This is a genomic window from Shinella sp. JR1-6, assembly GCF_004284735.1.
Lineage (GTDB): Bacteria > Pseudomonadota > Alphaproteobacteria > Rhizobiales > Rhizobiaceae > Shinella.
Window position 1 is genome coordinate 1 of record NZ_SHMI01000035.1, and the last position, 16054, is coordinate 16054.

16 protein-coding genes and 1 pseudogene are annotated in these 16054 nt (G+C 62.0%); 4 read left to right on the plus strand and 13 right to left on the minus strand.

What is annotated here, in order from left to right; genetic code table 11:
* Positions 1 to 124: 124 nt before the first annotated feature.
* The 7 genes from EXZ48_RS30560 to EXZ48_RS30590 form a co-directional block, all read right to left on the minus strand.
* Positions 125 to 892 (minus strand): inositol monophosphatase family protein, encoded by a 768-nt coding sequence (locus EXZ48_RS30560; RefSeq protein ID WP_023513596.1) that lies wholly within the window; start codon positions 890 to 892, stop codon positions 125 to 127.
* 12 nt (positions 893 to 904) lie between these two features.
* Positions 905 to 1687 carry a metallophosphoesterase gene (locus EXZ48_RS30565; protein WP_130520747.1) on the minus strand — a complete coding sequence of 261 codons (783 nt, stop codon included), beginning with the start codon at positions 1685 to 1687 and terminating at the stop codon, positions 905 to 907.
* A gap of 24 nt (positions 1688 to 1711) precedes the next feature.
* A complete protein-coding gene (locus tag EXZ48_RS30570; RefSeq protein ID WP_023513594.1) occupies positions 1712 to 2533 on the minus strand; it encodes a carbohydrate ABC transporter permease in 822 nt (273 codons plus the stop codon).
* The gene (locus EXZ48_RS30575) at positions 2530 to 3405 is read right to left on the minus strand and encodes a carbohydrate ABC transporter permease (protein ID WP_130520749.1); all 876 of its coding nucleotides are present in this window, start codon (positions 3403 to 3405) and stop codon (positions 2530 to 2532) included. Before EXZ48_RS30575 ends, EXZ48_RS30570 begins: the two co-directional genes overlap by 4 nt.
* 74 nt (positions 3406 to 3479) lie before the next feature.
* Positions 3480 to 4778 carry an ABC transporter substrate-binding protein gene (locus EXZ48_RS30580; protein WP_023513592.1) on the minus strand — a complete coding sequence of 433 codons (1299 nt, stop codon included), beginning with the start codon at positions 4776 to 4778 and terminating at the stop codon, positions 3480 to 3482.
* Positions 4779 to 4792: 14 nt separating this feature from the next.
* Positions 4793 to 5857, minus strand: a complete 1065-nt coding sequence (locus EXZ48_RS30585) for an ABC transporter ATP-binding protein (protein ID WP_023513591.1) — start codon at positions 5855 to 5857, stop codon at positions 4793 to 4795.
* 35 nt (positions 5858 to 5892) lie between these two features.
* Positions 5893 to 6687 carry a DeoR/GlpR family DNA-binding transcription regulator gene (locus EXZ48_RS30590; protein ID WP_130520751.1) on the minus strand — a complete coding sequence of 265 codons (795 nt, stop codon included), beginning with the start codon at positions 6685 to 6687 and terminating at the stop codon, positions 5893 to 5895.
* Positions 6688 to 7736: 1049 nt separating this feature from the next.
* Here EXZ48_RS30590 and EXZ48_RS30595 point away from each other — a divergent pair.
* On the plus strand, positions 7737 to 9497 hold the full coding sequence (locus tag EXZ48_RS30595; protein WP_037408253.1) for a penicillin-binding protein 2: 1761 nt from the start codon (positions 7737 to 7739) through the stop codon (positions 9495 to 9497).
* Positions 9498 to 9625: 128 nt separating this feature from the next.
* Here EXZ48_RS30595 and EXZ48_RS30600 read toward each other — a convergent pair whose 3' ends face one another.
* From EXZ48_RS30600 to EXZ48_RS30620, 5 genes are all read right to left on the minus strand, one after another.
* Positions 9626 to 10888 carry a glycosyltransferase gene (locus EXZ48_RS30600; RefSeq protein WP_130520753.1) on the minus strand — a complete coding sequence of 421 codons (1263 nt, stop codon included), beginning with the start codon at positions 10886 to 10888 and terminating at the stop codon, positions 9626 to 9628.
* 3 nt (positions 10889 to 10891) lie between these two features.
* Positions 10892 to 11023: a CGNR zinc finger domain-containing protein gene (locus EXZ48_RS35845; protein WP_130520755.1), complete on the minus strand. Its 132-nt coding sequence runs from the start codon at positions 11021 to 11023 to the stop codon at positions 10892 to 10894.
* 425 nt (positions 11024 to 11448) lie between these two features.
* On the minus strand, positions 11449 to 12813 hold the full coding sequence (locus EXZ48_RS30610; RefSeq protein WP_023515906.1) for a HAMP domain-containing sensor histidine kinase: 1365 nt from the start codon (positions 12811 to 12813) through the stop codon (positions 11449 to 11451).
* Positions 12810 to 13469, minus strand: a complete 660-nt coding sequence (locus tag EXZ48_RS30615) for a response regulator transcription factor (protein WP_037406526.1) — start codon at positions 13467 to 13469, stop codon at positions 12810 to 12812. Before EXZ48_RS30615 ends, EXZ48_RS30610 begins: the two co-directional genes overlap by 4 nt.
* Positions 13469 to 13801 carry a PepSY domain-containing protein gene (locus EXZ48_RS30620; RefSeq protein ID WP_023515908.1) on the minus strand — a complete coding sequence of 111 codons (333 nt, stop codon included), beginning with the start codon at positions 13799 to 13801 and terminating at the stop codon, positions 13469 to 13471. The genes EXZ48_RS30615 and EXZ48_RS30620 overlap by 1 nt, the downstream gene beginning before the upstream one ends.
* A gap of 129 nt (positions 13802 to 13930) precedes the next feature.
* Between EXZ48_RS30620 and EXZ48_RS30625 the strand changes: the two genes are divergently transcribed.
* The 3 genes from EXZ48_RS30625 (at position 13931) to EXZ48_RS30635 (ending at position 15552) form a co-directional block, all read left to right on the plus strand.
* Complete coding sequence (locus EXZ48_RS30625) at positions 13931 to 14209, plus strand: PepSY domain-containing protein (protein ID WP_023515909.1); 279 nt, start codon at positions 13931 to 13933, stop codon at positions 14207 to 14209.
* Positions 14206 to 14760 (plus strand): cytochrome b/b6 domain-containing protein, encoded by a 555-nt coding sequence (locus EXZ48_RS30630; RefSeq protein ID WP_037406509.1) that lies wholly within the window; start codon positions 14206 to 14208, stop codon positions 14758 to 14760. Before EXZ48_RS30625 ends, EXZ48_RS30630 begins: the two co-directional genes overlap by 4 nt.
* A 96-nt stretch (positions 14761 to 14856) precedes the next feature.
* Positions 14857 to 15552: a VIT family protein gene (locus EXZ48_RS30635; protein WP_023515911.1), complete on the plus strand. Its 696-nt coding sequence runs from the start codon at positions 14857 to 14859 to the stop codon at positions 15550 to 15552.
* Positions 15553 to 15609: 57 nt separating this feature from the next.
* On the opposite strand, the pseudogene EXZ48_RS30640 reads toward EXZ48_RS30635, so the two are convergent.
* A pseudogene (locus EXZ48_RS30640) lies at positions 15610 to 16000 on the minus strand (chloride channel protein); the annotation flags it as partial.
* Positions 16001 to 16054 lie beyond the last annotated feature (54 nt).

Genomic DNA, 16054 nt, shown 5'->3' on the forward strand with positions numbered 1-16054 from the left:
TTGAGATTGATCTGCTGTTATCGGCATGGTTGGCCTCCAGAGAGTTTTCTAGCGACCTCACTCTGCCACGGTGCAGGCCGCTACTCACCCCTGATGGGATCTCAAGACAAAGAACGGATGCTTTCTAACCCACGCTCCTTGCGAGGGTGACCGTTTCCGGTGTGCCGCACACGAAGTCCAGCTTGCCGGAAAGGCCAGCTGTTGCCCAGTCGATCGTGGTTGTGACGCCCATCGTCTCAAGAGCAGGGAGCATGCCGACAATGTCCCAGCACGGGATGGAGCGGCCGAGATAGCCGTCAACTGCGCCCTTGGCGACGTCGATCAGCGAAATGACGGACGAGCCGGTGATGCGGAACGCCACATTGAGGTCGTTCATCACCTGGTCGAGCACGCGGAGCGCCTCGTCATTGGGGACGCTTGGATGAATGCCCACGCCGAGGGCCGCGCTGGCGCGCTCAAAGGGGCGCAGAGGGGAGAGCGGCTTGCCGTTCACCGCGGCAGGCAATCCGCCGCCACCGGAGAAAATCTCGCCGCGCACCGGCGTGTTGACGACGCCGAAGACCGGCCACCCCTTATCGAACAGACCGATGGAAATGCCCCAACCGTCGCTGCCGCGCACGAAATTGAACGTGCCGTCGATGGGATCGATGACCCAGGTGCGGCCCGAGTGGCTGGCGACAGCCGCACCCTCCTCGCCGAAAACCCCATCCTCAGGGAAGGCTTTCGCCAGCGCGTCGCAGATGAATTGTTCGACATCTCGATCCGCCGCCGTGACGAGGTCGAGCGGCCCCTTGGCCTCGACACTCAGCGTGGAAAGGCTGCGGAAATGGTTCAGCGCGATCTCACCGGCTTCCTTGGCGATGGATTGCACGCGCGCATAATCATTGTTCAAAACGGAATTCCTTCAATCGTCCAGGTAGACATAACGGGTGTGAACGGCGACGTTGCCGTCCTCGAAACGGTAGACGTAGTAGGCGTAGGGCTCGCTGACGAGGCTGGGTTCATGCGGCGTCGGCGTAAGGTAGAGCGCCATCTGGAAGGCGGGGCTGCCGGCAACGGCGCAATGGGCACCGTTCCAGGTGGCTTGAAAAGGGCGGTGGATGTGGCCGGCCAGAATAGTGAGCGGTCCACGATACTCTCGTACCAACCGTGCGATCTCACTGCGTCCTGCGGTCAATGCAGCCTTGTCGAGTGACTGGATGCCGGAAGGGAAGGGCGGATGATGCAGCAGCACGAGCGCCGGCTCCGTGCCGCCGGCCGGCAGCCTTTCCGCCAACCAGACAAGGCTTTCCGGGACAAGTGCGCCATCGCCGCGCCCCTCGATCAGTGTGTCGAGCGCAAGAACCTTGAGGCCGCCGATGCGGGTCTCGTAGTTGAGATACGAACTATCGGAGAAGGGCAAGCGGTCGGCGAAGGCCGCGCGCAGGGCATACCTCCTGTCATGATTGCCGGGCACCACGAAGACCGGCATGGAAAGAGGCGCAAGGATATCCTGCAGCAGTGCATAGTCCTGTGCCGAACCGCCATCGGTGAGGTCGCCGGTGAGGGCGATGGCATCGAGTCTGGGCGCGAAGGCGGCAAGATCTGCCACGACGCGACGCGCGACGCGCTCGGCATCGAGCCGCACCAGAGGGGTTTCCGGCTTGTCGGAAAAGACATGGAAATCGGAAATATGGGCGATCAGCACCGGGTGAATTCCTTTCCTGCCCGCTCAGCGGATGCCGGCGCGCATAAAGCTCTGGACGAACTGACGCTGGAAAATGATGAAGGCGAGAAGGAGCGGCGCGACGGAAAGCAGCGTCGCTGCCGTCACACGCGCCCAGTCGACACCCTGCTCGACCGTCGCGAAAACCTGCAGGCCCACCGTGATGGGACGGGTTTCGACGGAATTCGTCACGACGAGCGGCCAGAGGAAGTTGTTCCAGTGGTAGCTGACGGTGACGAGGCCGAAGGCGACATAGGTCGGCTTGGCCAGCGGCACGAAGACACGCAGCAGAACCTGAAGCGCATTCGCGCCTTCCAGCCGCGCGGCCTCCTCCAGCTCCTTCGGCACGCTCTTGAACGTCTGCCGGAAGAGGAAGATGCCGAAGGCCGAGGCGAGATAGGGCAGGCCCATGCCGAGGATGGTATCGCGAAGCCCAAGGGCTGCGAGCGTGCGGTAGTTCTCGACCAGCAGGATCTCCGGCATGATCATCAGCTGCACCAGCACCAGCAGGAACAGCACCTCCGAGCCGCGGAACGGGAAGCAGACGAAGGCATAGGCGGCGAGCGTGCACACGACGATCTGCGAGGCGAGAATGAGCGTCACCAGCAGGAAGGTATTGAGGAAGTAGCGTGGGAAGGGCGCGGCCGACAGCACTTCACGGAAATTCTCCAGCGTCAGCGGCGCGAAAAGATCGAAGGTGCTCGATCCCGTCGCGGGATGGAAGGCCGCCCAAAGGGCGAACAGCATGGGGGATACCCAGAGGAAGGCGAGGAACCAGGCGCCAAGTGTCGTGACAGTGCTGGAGGGAGCTTGGGTCGACGTGCTCATCGATAGTGAACCTTCTTGTCGAGATAGCCGAACTGGAAGAGGGCGATGAGGGCGAGGACCGTCAGCAGGAAGACGGTGAGCGCTGCGGCGCAGCCGGTATCCCAGTATTGGAAGCCCGTCTCGTAGATGTAGAAGAGCAGCAGCGTCGTCGCATTGTCCGGCCCGCCCTTGGTGAGCGCAATGACATGGTCGACAAGGCGGAAGGCGCCGATCAGCGCATTGACCAGCACAAAAAGCGTGGTGGGCATGATGAGCGGCGCGGTGACGCGGCGGAAAGTCTGCAGCGGGGTCGCCCCCTCGAGGCGTGCCGCCTCGATCAGCGTCGGCGAGATCTGCTGGAGCGCGGCGAGGTAGAAGATCATGAAGAAGCCGGCCTCCTTCCAGATCGTGATGACGATCAGCGCCCACAGCGCCGTGGAGGGCGTGCCGAGCAGGTTGTTGTGGCCGAGGCCGACAAGGCCGAGCAGCTGGTCGACCGGCCCATAGCTCGGCGCATAGAAGAACAGCCAGATATTCGCGACGGCGACCATCGGCAACACGGTTGGCGTGAAGTAGGCCATGCGCACCAGGCCCTGGCCGTGGATCCGGTTGTTGACGAAGAGCGCCATGGCAAGCGCCAGCGCCATTGAGGCCGGGATCGTGGCGGCGGCATAGACGATGTTGTTCGTCAGCGCCTGCCAGAAGACCGGGTCCTCGATCATGCGGGTATAGTGGTCGACGCCCACGAAGACGGCGGCGCGGCGGCCCTTCGGCGTCGAGAAGAAGCTGTGGTAGAGCGTTGCCAGGATGGGCTGATAGGTGAAGACCCACAGGAGAACCGCCGCCGGCAAGAGCAGCAAGCTTCCGTAGATGAGATTTCGGGACTTGTTCATCTTAGACCTGTCGACGGTTGTCGGCCTCAAGCGGAGGGACGCGGCCTGATCGGCCGCGCCCGGCAGGATGTGCCCTAGCGGTAAGGCTTCAGGATGCGGTCGATCTGGTCCTGCGCCTCGGCGAGCGCTGCTTCCGCCGTCTTGTTGCCCGTCAGCGCCGCCGCCAGGGCGTCGTTGAGGATTTTGGTCGCGCGGGCGTTCTCATGGGTCGAAAATTCCGGCACGGAGGCGGGGATCTGCTTGAGCGCCACCAGCGCCTGCGGTGCTTCCGCGACGTATTTCTTCATCGTCTCGGTTTCCCAGGAGCCGTCGCGCGGTGCGACATAGCCCGTCTGCACGGCCCAGTCGGCGAGAATTTCGTCGGAAGTCAGGAACTGGATGAACTTGTAGGCGGCGGCCTTTTCCTCATCCGAGGCATCCTTGAAGATATAGAGATTGCCGCCGCCAAGCACGGAGGCGGGCGTCGGATGCCCCGGGAAAGGGGCGATGCCGAAGTCGAAGGTGGCGTTCTTGCGGATATTGGCAAGGTTGCCCGTCGTGTGCCAGATCATGGCGACGCGGCCGGCGAGGAAATCGGCCGGCGCCGTGCCCCATTCGAAGATGCCCGGCGGGTGGATCGCATCCTTCGTCGAGAGATCCACCCAATATTGCAGGGCCTCGACGACCTTCGGATCGGTCAGGTAGGTCTCGGTGCCCGCCTCGTTGACCAGCGTGCCGCCGTTCTGGGCGACCAGCGCGCCGAACAGCCACTGGGCCGAGCCGACATTGCCGGCGATGCCGACGCCCCAGCGCGTCACCTGGCCAGCCGCATCCTTGGCCGTGACCGCCTTGCCGGCGGCGACCATCTCGTCCCAGGTCGTCGGGTATTTTTCCGGATCGAGGCCGGCGCCCTTGAAGGCCTGCTTGTTGTAGTACATCACCGCGGTCGAGCGCTGGAACGGCACGGACCAAAGATGGTCTTCGGTCTGTCCGCTCTTGAGATAGGCCGGCATGAAACCGGCCAGCCAGGCCTTGTCCTCGTCGGTCTTGATGAAATCGTCGATCGGGTCGATCACGTCCTCGTCGATCAGTGTGTAGACGTCGGTGGCCAGCAGCACGGCGACAGCGGGCGGCGTACCGGCCTTGGCGGCGGTCAGCGCCTTGGTCGTCGTGTCATTGTAGTTGCCGGCGTAGATCGGGGCGACGGTGATGCCGGGATTGGCTTCCATGAACTTCTGCACGTAGCCATCGACCACTTTGGTGACGGGTCCGCCGACCTGTACCGGATAGTAGAAATCGATCTTGGTGTCGGCCAACGCCATTCCCGCGGTAAGCGCGATGTAGGAGAAGCCGGCCGCAGCCAGTTTCAGGGCATTTCGTTTGCTCAAAGGCATGGTTCCATCCTCCTCTAGAAGCTGTTCAGTCGGGTGACGTCGTCGCGCCTTGCTCCGCTCGATCGGTCGAAGAAATGCGTCGCCATGGGATCCCAGGCGAGGTGTACCGCCGCGCCATCGGCAAGGCCGGGGCGGCCGGGCACGCGCATCTGAAGAAGCTGGTTGCCGACGCGGCAGGCCAGGATTGTGTCGGCGCCGAAATACTCGCTCGACTGGACGGTTGCCGGCTCGCCGCTCTCGACAAGGCGCAAATGCTCGGGCCGGATGCCGAGGTGCAGGCCCTCGTGCGCGGCGTCGGCGACCGGACGCGTGCCGCCGGCGATGACCGAACCGTCGGGGCCGCCGGCGAGATCGAGGATGTTCATCGGGGGTGTGCCGATGAACTGGGCGACGAAGATCGAAGCCGGCTTCTCGTAGAGATCGCCCGGCGCACCGGCTTGCTCCACACCGCCCTTGTTGAGCAGGATCACGCGGTCAGCCATGCTCATTGCCTCGGTCTGGTCGTGCGTGACATAGACCATGGTGATGCCGAGGCGTTTTTGTAGCGCGCGGATTTCGCTGCGCATCCCCGCGCGCAGTTTCGCATCGAGGTTGGAAAGCGGTTCGTCGAGCAGGCAGAGCGGCGTCTGCGAGATCAGCGCGCGGCCAAGCGCCACGCGCTGCTGCTGGCCGCCTGACATCTGGCTCGGCCGTCGGTCGAGCAGATGGCCGAGCCCGAGAAGCTCTACCGTGTGCTGCAAGCGCTTTTGCTGTTCGGCCTTGGCGACGCCGCGCACGGAAAGGCCGAACAGGATATTATCGGCAACGTTCAGATGCGGGAACAGCGCGTAGGACTGGAAAACCATGGAAAGATTGCGCTTGGCGGGCGCCAGCGCCGTGACATCGCGTCCGGTTATCGAAATCGTTCCCGATGTCACCATGTCGAGCCCGGCAATCAGCCGAAGCGTCGTGGATTTGCCGCAGCCCGACGGGCCGAGCAGGGCGACGAATTCGGCTTCGCTGGTCGAGAAGCTCACGTCGTCCACCGCCCGGAACGCGCCCCAGTCCTTCACAAGGTTGTTGACCGATATTCCTGTCAAAATTTCCCTCCCCGCCCGGCAAGCCTGCCGGCACCTCAAACGAAGATGAATTTGGACCGCAGATCGCCCGGCAGGGATCGCGTCAGCGGTCGCGTCGCCTCGTTGGTGACGATGTGATCGATCTTCTGCAGCGGCGCGATCACCGAGAGCGCGCTGCGCTGGAATTTGGAATGGTCGGCAACGACGATGACTGTGCGCGCGATCTCGATCATTGCCTGCTGAACGGAGCTGATCTGCGGAGTTGCCGTCGCGATCAGCCCACGGTCCAGATCGACGGCCGTCACGCTCAGGATCGCCTTGTCGACGCTGAAGCGCCGTACGGCTTCCACTGCCATCGGACCGCCTAGCGATCGGTTGAGCTCAATATATTGTCCGCCGATGAAGTGAATATCCCGTGCGCCGCTGGCGGCCAATTCGGTCAGGATATCGGTGCCGTTGGTCACGAAGGTGAGAGACTGCCGTGCCGCCAGGTGCTTGGCGGCCCGAAGCGTCGTTGTACCGCTGTCGATCATCACAGCGTCGCCCTCGACGACGAGTTCGGCAGCCGCGGCGCCGATGCGCGCCTTCTCCTCGATATTCGTGCCCTCGCGCACCGGCGTGCTGTAGTCGCGCGTTGTCTGATTGATGATGGCAGCGCCACCATGCATGCGCCTCAACAGGCCGCGCGCTTCAAGCTCGTTGAGATCGCGGCGGATCGTGGCGATGGATACGTCCAAGACGTCTTTGAGTTTCTGGGCGTCGGCAAAAACCTCGACGCGCAAATGCTCAAGCAGGCGCGCCTGACGAACGGCGGCGGATTTGAGTTCATTCTCAGAAAGAGTTTCGCTCATCGGAAGCCCTCCCAGCTTTCATGATCGAATACAATCTTTTTATGATCTTTTTCGATCTTGTCAAGCGGAGCCTAATGATCTGACCGCACGCAAGCGGTCGTCAATGTCCTTGGATGCCAGGTATGTGCGGGTGGCCAAGTAGTTCGGAATTTGATCGTTATCGATCAATCACCGGCCCGCGATCCATGTGAACGGGCCAATGTCGTGCCCCCACCATTTTGATCGCTGATGCGCGTAGGTGGACCTGCGCGCGTGGTCACGGCCCCATTCCCGAAGATGACGTGGCGACTGGCCGCTGCGTCTGGCGTGGTGGGCGATGCGCATGTTCGGCATGTAGCTGCCAGGTTTGGAAACGAAACCGGTTCGGAGGGTGCATGGACAGTGGCGCGAAGGTGGGTCCGTGCGATCCTCGACTCTTCCACTTTACTTCGTTCCGCCGTCAATTATGAGGAACGCTTGCCGCGCACAGCCTTTCGATAGATTTCGGCATACACTGCCGCGCGCAACGACCGCGCATTGGTATCCGAGGAGGAGATCCCCGCTGAGGAGCTGCAGAACGTTAGCTCTATTCAAAGTGCGGGGTCGAGGCGGGCTCACATCCCTTTAAGAGCAATTCAACAGCGGTGCCGACAGTCGCTGGCATTGCCGCGCGGGAATTGAGCATTGGCCGCCTCAGTTCCGCGTGGAAACCAACAGCGGATGAACGGTCGCAGGAAATTTGATCTGCGTGAGGCACTCAATATCGGAGTGATGTGATATTATCAGGTTTGCGCCAGAGCCAATTTTTGGACACTGATAGACTTCGTGGACCAACACCCACCCCAACGATTTCGGCGTGCCGCTTACTTCCAGCTCAACATTCCAATCACTTTTTTGTGGCCGGCATTTGAAGCTAGCCAACACGCAGCGGGACCTCAATCTTAACCTTCTGGTAACCCTCGGCGAGGCTACAAGGGTGTCTGTCCATACCCTGCCTTGCGGGGTTCCACCTCCTGACGTGCTGGGATCGGTACGATGTATATGGGAGGATTTGCGGTGGAGTCATCCGGATGAACGTCATTTCCAGCGTCCTCAAGCGACGAAGCCGAGTTCATTTCCTTCTGCGCGGGGATCGCTCGATCGTGACCGCTCACGGGTCTCGCACTCACAGGAGTTGTGCGGCGATGAAGAAGCGGCGGCTTGGCGTTCTGATCGCGCTCTTCCTGATGGCGTATCTGGGTATTGGCGCACGTTTGGTTCACTATGGGCTCGCGGTACCAGTCTCCTCGGGTCCGATAGGCATCGTTTCACCGGTAGCGTCTCGCCCGAACATCGTCGATCGCAACGGAAAGCTTCTCGCAACCGATCTCAGGCTCGTATCCCTCTATGCCGAGCCTCGCAGAATCGTTGATGCCGATGAGGTTGTAGAGAAGCTGTCCGCGGTTATTCCCAATCTCGACTGGAAGGCCACCCATCGCAAGCTTCGTTCGGGGGCGGCGTTCCAGTGGCTGAAGCGACAGCTGACACCCCGACAGCAAGCCGCGATCCTGGCGCTCGGAATCCCCGGAATAGGCTTTCGTCCGGAAGTCGGCCGGCTCTACCCGGGTGGCGCAACGGCATCCCATATATTGGGGCACGTCGATATCGACAACCGGGGCCTGGCGGGTATGGAGCGCTATATTGACCGCCAGGGCCTTGCCGATCTCAGAGCGGCGGGAATGACGAATGATGTGCGGCTCGAACCGGTTCGTCTGTCCATCGATCTCAGAGTTCAAAGCATCGTTCGCGAGACGATCAAGGAAGCGATGAGCGCCTATCAGGCCGAAGCAGCAGGAGCCGTTATCCTGGATATATCGACGGGGGAGATCCTCGCAATGGCTTCTGTGCCCGACTACAATCCGAATGAGCCTTCGAGGATGATGCCCAACGGCAAGATCGACAAGGAGTACGAGAAGGGCTGGTTCAACCGAATGAGCAATGCGACGTTCGAGATGGGCTCTACATTCAAGAGCTTCACGCTGGCTATGGGGTTGGATGCCGGTGTGATCAACCTCGACTCAATCGTCGATGCTTCGCGGCCGCTCAGAATGGGGGGCTTTACGATCAAGGATTTCCACGGCCGCAACCGCCCACTTACGGTACCCGAGGTCTTTCGATATTCCTCGAATATCGCCACTGTGAAGATAGCAGACATGGTCGGCATGGATGAACATCAGGCCTTCCTCACCAGGCTGGGTCTTCTAACGAAGATGGAGACGGAGCTTCCAGAGATCGCGACACCTGTACAGCCTCGCATCTGGAAGAAGATCAATTCTGCAACGATCTCCTACGGACACGGCATGGCAACCACTCCATTGCAGACGGCCGTAGCCGCAGCGGCGCTCCTGAATGGAGGCAAATTGATTGCACCGACATTCCTCGCCCGCGACCGGAAAGAAGGTGCCCCTGCCACGAAGCAGGTTCTTCGACCTGAGACAAGCGCAGAGATGCGATATCTTTTCAACTGGAACGGCCTCACGGGCTCTGGCCGCAGCGCCCAGGTGCCGGGCTATCACGTTGGGGGAAAGACTGGAACCGCAGACAAGGTGATCAACGGAAGATATGCCACGGACCTGAATTTCAATGCATTCCTCGGTGGGTTCCCTATGCACGACCCGCGCTATGTGGTCCTGACGATCATCGATGCACCGCTCACAGGCGAACAAGGGCGGCGGCTGGCATCGTTCACGGCGGCCCCAATGGTCAAGGAGATCGTGAGGCGTACAGCCCCACTGTTGGGTGTCCAGCCCCTGTTCGGCACAGATGAGAGCTATTTGCTCATAGGCTACTGATCCATGAGGGATGATGCTGGGTTCGTTTGCGTTTTCCGCTTCTCCTGACGCCAGTGCGTTCAGCATGTCAGGAGGGCGCCTTTGTCCAGAGGTGCGGCGTCGGATAGGATATCGATCAGCGGCGGCTGCTATCTTCCAATGCCGGTGGTTCTCGGCTCGGACAGGCGATCGTTGATGAAGTCAACGGCCTGCTCGACACCTTTCTCTGCTCGAATCGCTGCCCCAAGCTCTGCTGCTCGCGAACGCATGGCGGGGTTATCCATCGCCATGAAGGCGCTGGCGAGATCGTCGACGGTCATTGTTCGCTTGTCCAGCGGTTTTGGGCCGACCCCCAGGGCGTTGGCGCGTCGTGCCCAGAACGGCTGGTCGCCGATGAATGGGCAGATTGCTGTCGGCCTTCCGGCACGCAGCGCAGCACCAGTGGTTCCCGCGCCGCCATGATGCAGGGTGGCGCTGACGAACGGGAGCAGTCTGTCATGAGGCGCTTCAGCGATCATATGGGCATATTCGTTTGATGCGCTCGTTGCCAGTGCTCCACCGGCCGTGGCGAGGAGGCCGCGCTTGCCGGCACGCCGTAGCCCTTCCAGCACGAGCCCCGTCAATCTTTCCGGGCTGGAGCCCGGCATGCTGCCAAATCCGACGTAAACTGGCGGCTCTCCGGCAGCGAGGAATTGAGCAAGTGTATCTGGTGGACTCCAGTCCTTCGTCTCGAGAAACCAGTAGCCCGTAACGATGATGTCTGAACCCCAATCAGAAGGCTTCGGCAGGACATGCGAGCTGTACGCGTAGAGCGTTCCGGCCAGTGGCGAGGCCTTCCTGCGATCGGGCAGCGCGAGCGCCTCGGCACGCCATGCGCGGATCGTCTTGGAGAACAGGATACTGCCCCCATGGATCATCAACGCGTGGCTCAAGCGGTTGAAAGGACCAAGAGAAGCGACGGGTAGAACTGGAGTGGGGAACTCCGTGGTCGGCGTAAAGCCTGGAAGGGGGGATGCTAAAAGGAGAGGTATTTCGAGCTTTGCTGCAATGTGCGGCGCGCCCAGGGTCTTAGGATGAAATATGATCGCTTGAGGCGAGAATTCCCGCGCTGCATTCCACTCTGCGTCCAGCAGTCGCCGGCCGATTTCGCGATAGAATTTCAGGAGCTTGAGTCCTGCACCGAAGCCGGCACTGGATCGTCCAAGTATTGCCTTGGCTTCTGGACTTTCGAGGACGGCGAGAAATTCGCGTGGCAGCGGAGCGAATGCCACACGACGTTCATAGGCCATCGAGGCGAACTGCTCGGGTGCGGTAAGCTGAACGTCGTGGCCACTTTGGACAAGTCCCTTGGCAAGTGCGAGGTAGGGCTGAACATCGCCTCGTGTACCCAGCGTATGGATTGATATCCGCATTGCTCACCCCTTGCACAGGCGTGCGTGATATTCAGCCATTTTCATGCGTGCTGTCCACGTCTCGAAACAGTATATCTTTGATCTGTTTCTCGCTACGTCGATATAGGCGCGGTCGCACCCCCGAGCGTGGCACAGTCCAAAGCGACTTCATACTGGGGCCTATGGCCGTCGGTTTACTGGTATAAGGAATGCCGCCCACGATGATCGTAGGCGCCTGCGCTGTTGCCAAGCTGGTCGGTAGCGCGATGATCGCCGCTAGTGTATCTGGAGGGGAGGCGAGCAGGCGTCGCCCTCGCAGGGTGTTTGGTATTTTGGTAAACGCGCCATTGGCAACCCTGCTGGCAATCATCACGCTTCGCAGCTCTACAATCGGCGTCTTGCAGGTTGGTGCAGTGGTGAGCGTTTCAACCGGTATGTCAGGTGTTTTTCTCGGTGGATTTGCCGTTGGGGAGGTAGTCGGAGGAGTACTTTATGGTGCGCTGCGTGGATATAATAGCTCAATAGTGTTGCGGCGTCGCTGGCACGTTGACGTACCAATACCCCTTCGGACCTTGGCGTCCTTATGTGCACGTAAACACAAGCTCTGCCTCCAGCCCGCTATCGGCTTTCCGGTTCCGCAGCGCAAAGCCGATGCGATAGACATCGACGATCTCCCGGACGATCGAGAGACCGAGGCCGGAGCCGGGTGATGCCGTGTCGAGACGCCAACCGCGGCGGGTGAGATTGCCGAGTTCCTGCTCCGGCACGCCGGGACCGTCATCCGAGATCGCCAGATGCAGGCCGGCTTCATTGCGCCACCAGCGGATGTGGATCTCCGATTTCGCCCATTTGACGGCATTTTCGAGGAGGTTGCCGATGAGTTCGCGAAAGTCGGCAGGATCCATGGGTGCGATTTCGGTGCTCCGGCCGTCGATCTCAAACCTCAAGCGCTCACCGGAGCGCGAGCGTTTGAGGATGCGCACGAGTTCGCCGACGATCTTGGCCACGTCGGTATCTGAGCGGCGCAGGTCCGCGCTGGCAGCGATGCGGGCAAGGGCCAGTTCGCGTTCCACATGGCTGCGCATGACGGACGCCAGGTGCTCCAGTTCGTCCGCCATCGCCGCCTCACCCTTGTCGCGCAGAGTGAGGACATCGTTCGAGAGCACCGTCAGCGGCGTGCGCAGGCCGTGGGCGAGGTCGGCCGCGCGCTTCCTTGCCTTGCCCATCATCGCCTCTTGCGTTTCCAGAAGCGCGTTGACCGCCGCCACGGTGCTCTGGAATTCGCTGGGATAGGAGCCGGTCAACTGGCTGGCGCGCCGCTCGCGGATGCGCATGATCCCCTCGTTCAACGCTGCCAGCGGCCGCAGCCCGAGGGTGAGTTGCAGGATCGACGCGACGACGAGAAAGGCGCCGAGCCCGGCGACGGCCGGCATGATGTCGCGGATGAAGGCCGTCTTGGCCTCCTCCAGCGTGCGCGCATCGATGGCGACCGCGATGCGCAGCGCGCGTTTCCCCTCCGGCGCGGCGACCTGCACCAGCCGCTCAAGGACGATCAGCGAACTTCCGGCTGGGCCGGGCAGCAGGTAGCGATGGACCGCGCCCTCAGCGTGCTGGTCGGCGGGCAGGCCGAGGGCCGTGTCGAACAGCGAGAGCGAGCGGATGGTCTGCCCCCGCACATCGTCGACGATCTGCCAGTATAGCCCGCCATAGGGCGTAGCGAAGCGCTGGTCGAGCGGGCTTTCCGGGCGCTGGAGCGTGCCGTCGGCGGTAAAAGACAGCGCGCCGGCCAGCGTGTTGATATGGCTGGTCAACTCCGCGTCGATGCGATTGCGGATGTTGCTGGAGAAAAGCGAGACCAGCAGGGTGACGGTCAGCGTCAGTGCGAGGCTCACGGTCAGCGCGGAAATCAGCAGGAGGCGGCTGCGAATGGAGATAGGCCATCTCATGCGGCGGCGATCCGGTAGCCGTAGCCGCGACGTGTCTCGATGAAGGCCTTGCCCAGCTTGCGCCGCAGCCGGCCGATCAACACCTCCACCGAATTGCTGTCGCGGTCGAAGTCCTGGGCATAGAGCTGTTCGGTCAGTTCCTGCTGGCTGACATGGCGCTCGCGGTTCTGAAGCAGATGATGCAGGCAGCGATATTCGAGTGGCGTCAGATCGACCGGCTGGTCCCGAAGCGTCACCGATTTGCTGCGCGGGTCCAGATGCAGCGCGCCGGCGCTGAGCACGGGGCTCGGCTCGCCGGCGTAGCGGCGCAGGATGGCACGCAGGCGGGCGAGGACCTCCGCGATCTGGAAGGGCTTTGCGAGATAGTCGTCCGCCCCGGCATCGATGCCTTCCACGCGTTCTTCCCAGTTGCCGCGCGCCGTCAGGATGAGGACGGGGAAGCGGCGCCCGTCCTTGCGCCAGCGTTTCAGGATCGTCATGCCGTCCATGGAGGGCAGACCGAGATCGAGGATGGCGGCTGCGAAATCCTCGCTGTCACCGCGATACCAGCCGTCCTCACCGTCGCGGGCATGGTCTACGACATAGCCCGCCCGCTGCAGATGGACGGTGAGGTCGCGGGCGATCAGCCGGTCGTCTTCGACGAGCAGGATGCGCATCATTCGTTCTCGATTTCGAGGATCGTGCCGCTCGCCGCATCCATCTCGATTTCGACGAGCTGCCCCTCGGGCGACAGAACCTTGAATTTATAGAGGAAGCGCCCGTGTTTCCGGCGCGGCTCCACGCGCACGATATCGCCCTTGACGCGCCGGCTGGCGATCTCGCGCAGCTCGGAAAACGGTTTGATCGCGCCCTTTTCTACCGCCTCCTGGATGGCGTCGAGGGTGCGCCCATCCGTGTCGTGGCCATCATCATCCGCATGGGCGACCGCGCCTGCCGACAGAAGCCCGGCAAGGGAAAGGGCAGCGATGGGCATAAGGAGGATACGCATGATCGAAGCGTAGCACGCCGAGGCTGAAATTTTGCTGACATTTCTCGTCAGCCATCGCTCAGCCACGGTCGCCTATGGTGCGTTCAGCGTCGGGGCAGGGTGCTCCGGCCGGCCACAAGGAGAATTTCCATGAAGACATTCCTTCTCGCAACCGCCCTTCTGGGCCTGTTCGCCGCCGGTGCGGCCCGCGCCGAAGATGAAGGCAAGGGCTGCAACGTGCCGAAGGACAAATGGATGACTGAGGACGCCATGAAGGACAAGGCCAAGGCGATGGGCCTTGATGTCCGGCGGGTGAAGGTCGAGAACGGCTGCTACGAGGTCTATGCGATCGACGCCAAGGGCGCCAAGGTCGAGACGATCTTCAACCCGGAAACCGGTGAACCGGTCGGCTCGGAAGGAGCTGAATGATGGCGCCGCTCTCCCGAACCGATGGGGCGGGGGAAAGCGTCAAGGTGTGGGACCCGCTCGTGCGGGTCTTTCACTGGTCGCTGGTCTGCCTCTTCGTTTTTTCCTTTGTCACCGGCGACGAATGGAAGAAGGCCCATATCCTCTCCGGCTATGCCATCGCCGGGCTGATCGCCCTGCGCCTGGTCTGGGGGCTGGTCGGGTCGCATCACGCCCGCTTCGCCAATTTCCTCTACGCCCCCACGACGTTACTTGCGTTCCTCCGCGACAGCTTCGCCCTGCGCGCCAAGCGGTATCTCGGCCACAATCCGGCCGGGGGCGCCATGGTCGTCCTGCTGCTCGTTGCGGTGTCGGGCATCGTGACCACCGGCTATATGATGACCACGGATGCATATTGGGGCGTCGCGTGGGTGGAGGATACGCACAAGGTCCTCGTCTATTCGACCATGGGGTTGGTCGCCCTGCATATCGCCGGCGTTGTCCTTGCCAGCGTCGAGCACCGGGAAAACCTCGTGCGCGCCATGGTGACGGGAAGAAAGCGTCGCGAAGGTTGATGTGTTGCCGACTCTATGGCAATTATTTAGAATAATTCTAAATATATCGTCTGAAGTCCTGCAGCCACGGCCGATATGCTGAAATTCGGAGATGCCATGCGTTCCGTTCACAAGGAAAATCATCTCATCGATCGTATCGGCTGGCTCCGGGCAGCGGTGCTGGGTGCTAATGACGGGTTGATCTCGACGTCGAGCCTCATCGTCGGTGTCGCGGCGGCGACCGCGGCATCGCAGGAAATCCTCGTCGCCGGTGTCGCCGGGCTGGTGGCAGGTGCGATGTCGATGGCGGCGGGGGAATATGTCTCCGTCAGCTCCCAGGCCGATACGGAACAGGCCGACATGGCGCGTGAGCGTCACGAGCTGGCCACCCAGCCGGAGGCGGAGTTGGCAGAACTCGCTGCAATCTACGAGCAGCGCGGCGTCGCGCCGGATCTTGCCCGCCAGGTCGCCGAACAAATGATGGCGAAGGACGCCTACGAAGCCCATGCACGGGACGAACTCGGCCTGTCGAGCCACGTAGTGGCGCGGCCTGTCCAGGCGGCACTGACATCGGCAGCGACATTTGCGATGGGTGCGGTCCTGCCGCTGGCGGTCGCCCTGCTGGCGCCGTCGGGAACGGTCGTCTGGGCTGTGCCCGTTGCCTGTCTCATCGGGCTTGCCGTCCTCGGCGCGATGGGTGCGCGTGCCGGCGGTGCTGGCATCTGGCGGCCGACTGTCCGGGTCGTTTTCTGGGGCGCGGTCGCCATGGCGTCGACGGCGGCCATTGGCGCGCTTGTCGGCCGGGCGGTCTGATCATGAGGCGCCTGTCGTTCGACAAGCTGGCGCCCACGTCGCCCTCACGCAGATGGAACGCCAGGCGGCGAACGAATAGCCGAACACATTCGCTCGATGAAGGGCGAGGTGTTAGCCGAGACCAGCACAAGGGCGGTCGTCGAGAAGTCACGTGATCTCGAGGGCAAGGAATGTCATCGTCGTGGCCCGCCGATGACGGCGACCGCGCGTGAGCTCATGCCAACTACCGCGTAGCCTGCGAGCTCAGGGTGGCGTGTCCAAGATATGGCGCAGCTAACGATAATAGCCTTCCGATCAGAGCACCCGTCAAAACTGTAGCGAAGAATAGGTCGCCGCGGAAACCGGAGCTGATCGAGATCGCGGATGTAGCCGCCTTCAGCATGAGCAATTTGAGGAGCGCAAGGTCAGGTACATCGGTTTCCAGGTTCAGGTGCAGGGCACCGTGGCCGTCAGGGAATGCCTTGTGTCATGTGTTTTGCCGACGGTCGAGCATAGCCCGCGG

Bases quoted from the DNA above. Each gene is read 5' to 3' on its own strand.
- EXZ48_RS30570 (WP_023513594.1), bottom strand. From the start codon at position 2,533: ATGAGCACGTCGACCCAAGCTCCCTCCAGCACTGTCACGACACTTGGC.
- EXZ48_RS30575 (WP_130520749.1), bottom strand. From the start codon at position 3,405: ATGAACAAGTCCCGAAATCTCATCTACGGAAGCTTGCTGCTCTTGCCG.
- EXZ48_RS30580 (WP_023513592.1), bottom strand. From the start codon at position 4,778: ATGCCTTTGAGCAAACGAAATGCCCTGAAACTGGCTGCGGCCGGCTTC.
- EXZ48_RS30590 (WP_130520751.1), bottom strand. From the start codon at position 6,687: ATGAGCGAAACTCTTTCTGAGAATGAACTCAAATCCGCCGCCGTTCGT.
- EXZ48_RS30595 (WP_037408253.1), top strand. From the start codon at position 7,737: ATGAACGTCATTTCCAGCGTCCTCAAGCGACGAAGCCGAGTTCATTTC.
- EXZ48_RS30600 (WP_130520753.1), bottom strand. From the start codon at position 10,888: ATGCGGATATCAATCCATACGCTGGGTACACGAGGCGATGTTCAGCCC.
- EXZ48_RS30610 (WP_023515906.1), bottom strand. From the start codon at position 12,813: ATGAGATGGCCTATCTCCATTCGCAGCCGCCTCCTGCTGATTTCCGCG.
- EXZ48_RS30615 (WP_037406526.1), bottom strand. From the start codon at position 13,469: ATGCGCATCCTGCTCGTCGAAGACGACCGGCTGATCGCCCGCGACCTC.
- EXZ48_RS30620 (WP_023515908.1), bottom strand. From the start codon at position 13,801: ATGCGTATCCTCCTTATGCCCATCGCTGCCCTTTCCCTTGCCGGGCTT.
- EXZ48_RS30625 (WP_023515909.1), top strand. From the start codon at position 13,931: ATGAAGACATTCCTTCTCGCAACCGCCCTTCTGGGCCTGTTCGCCGCC.
- EXZ48_RS30630 (WP_037406509.1), top strand. From the start codon at position 14,206: ATGATGGCGCCGCTCTCCCGAACCGATGGGGCGGGGGAAAGCGTCAAG.
- EXZ48_RS30635 (WP_023515911.1), top strand. From the start codon at position 14,857: ATGCGTTCCGTTCACAAGGAAAATCATCTCATCGATCGTATCGGCTGG.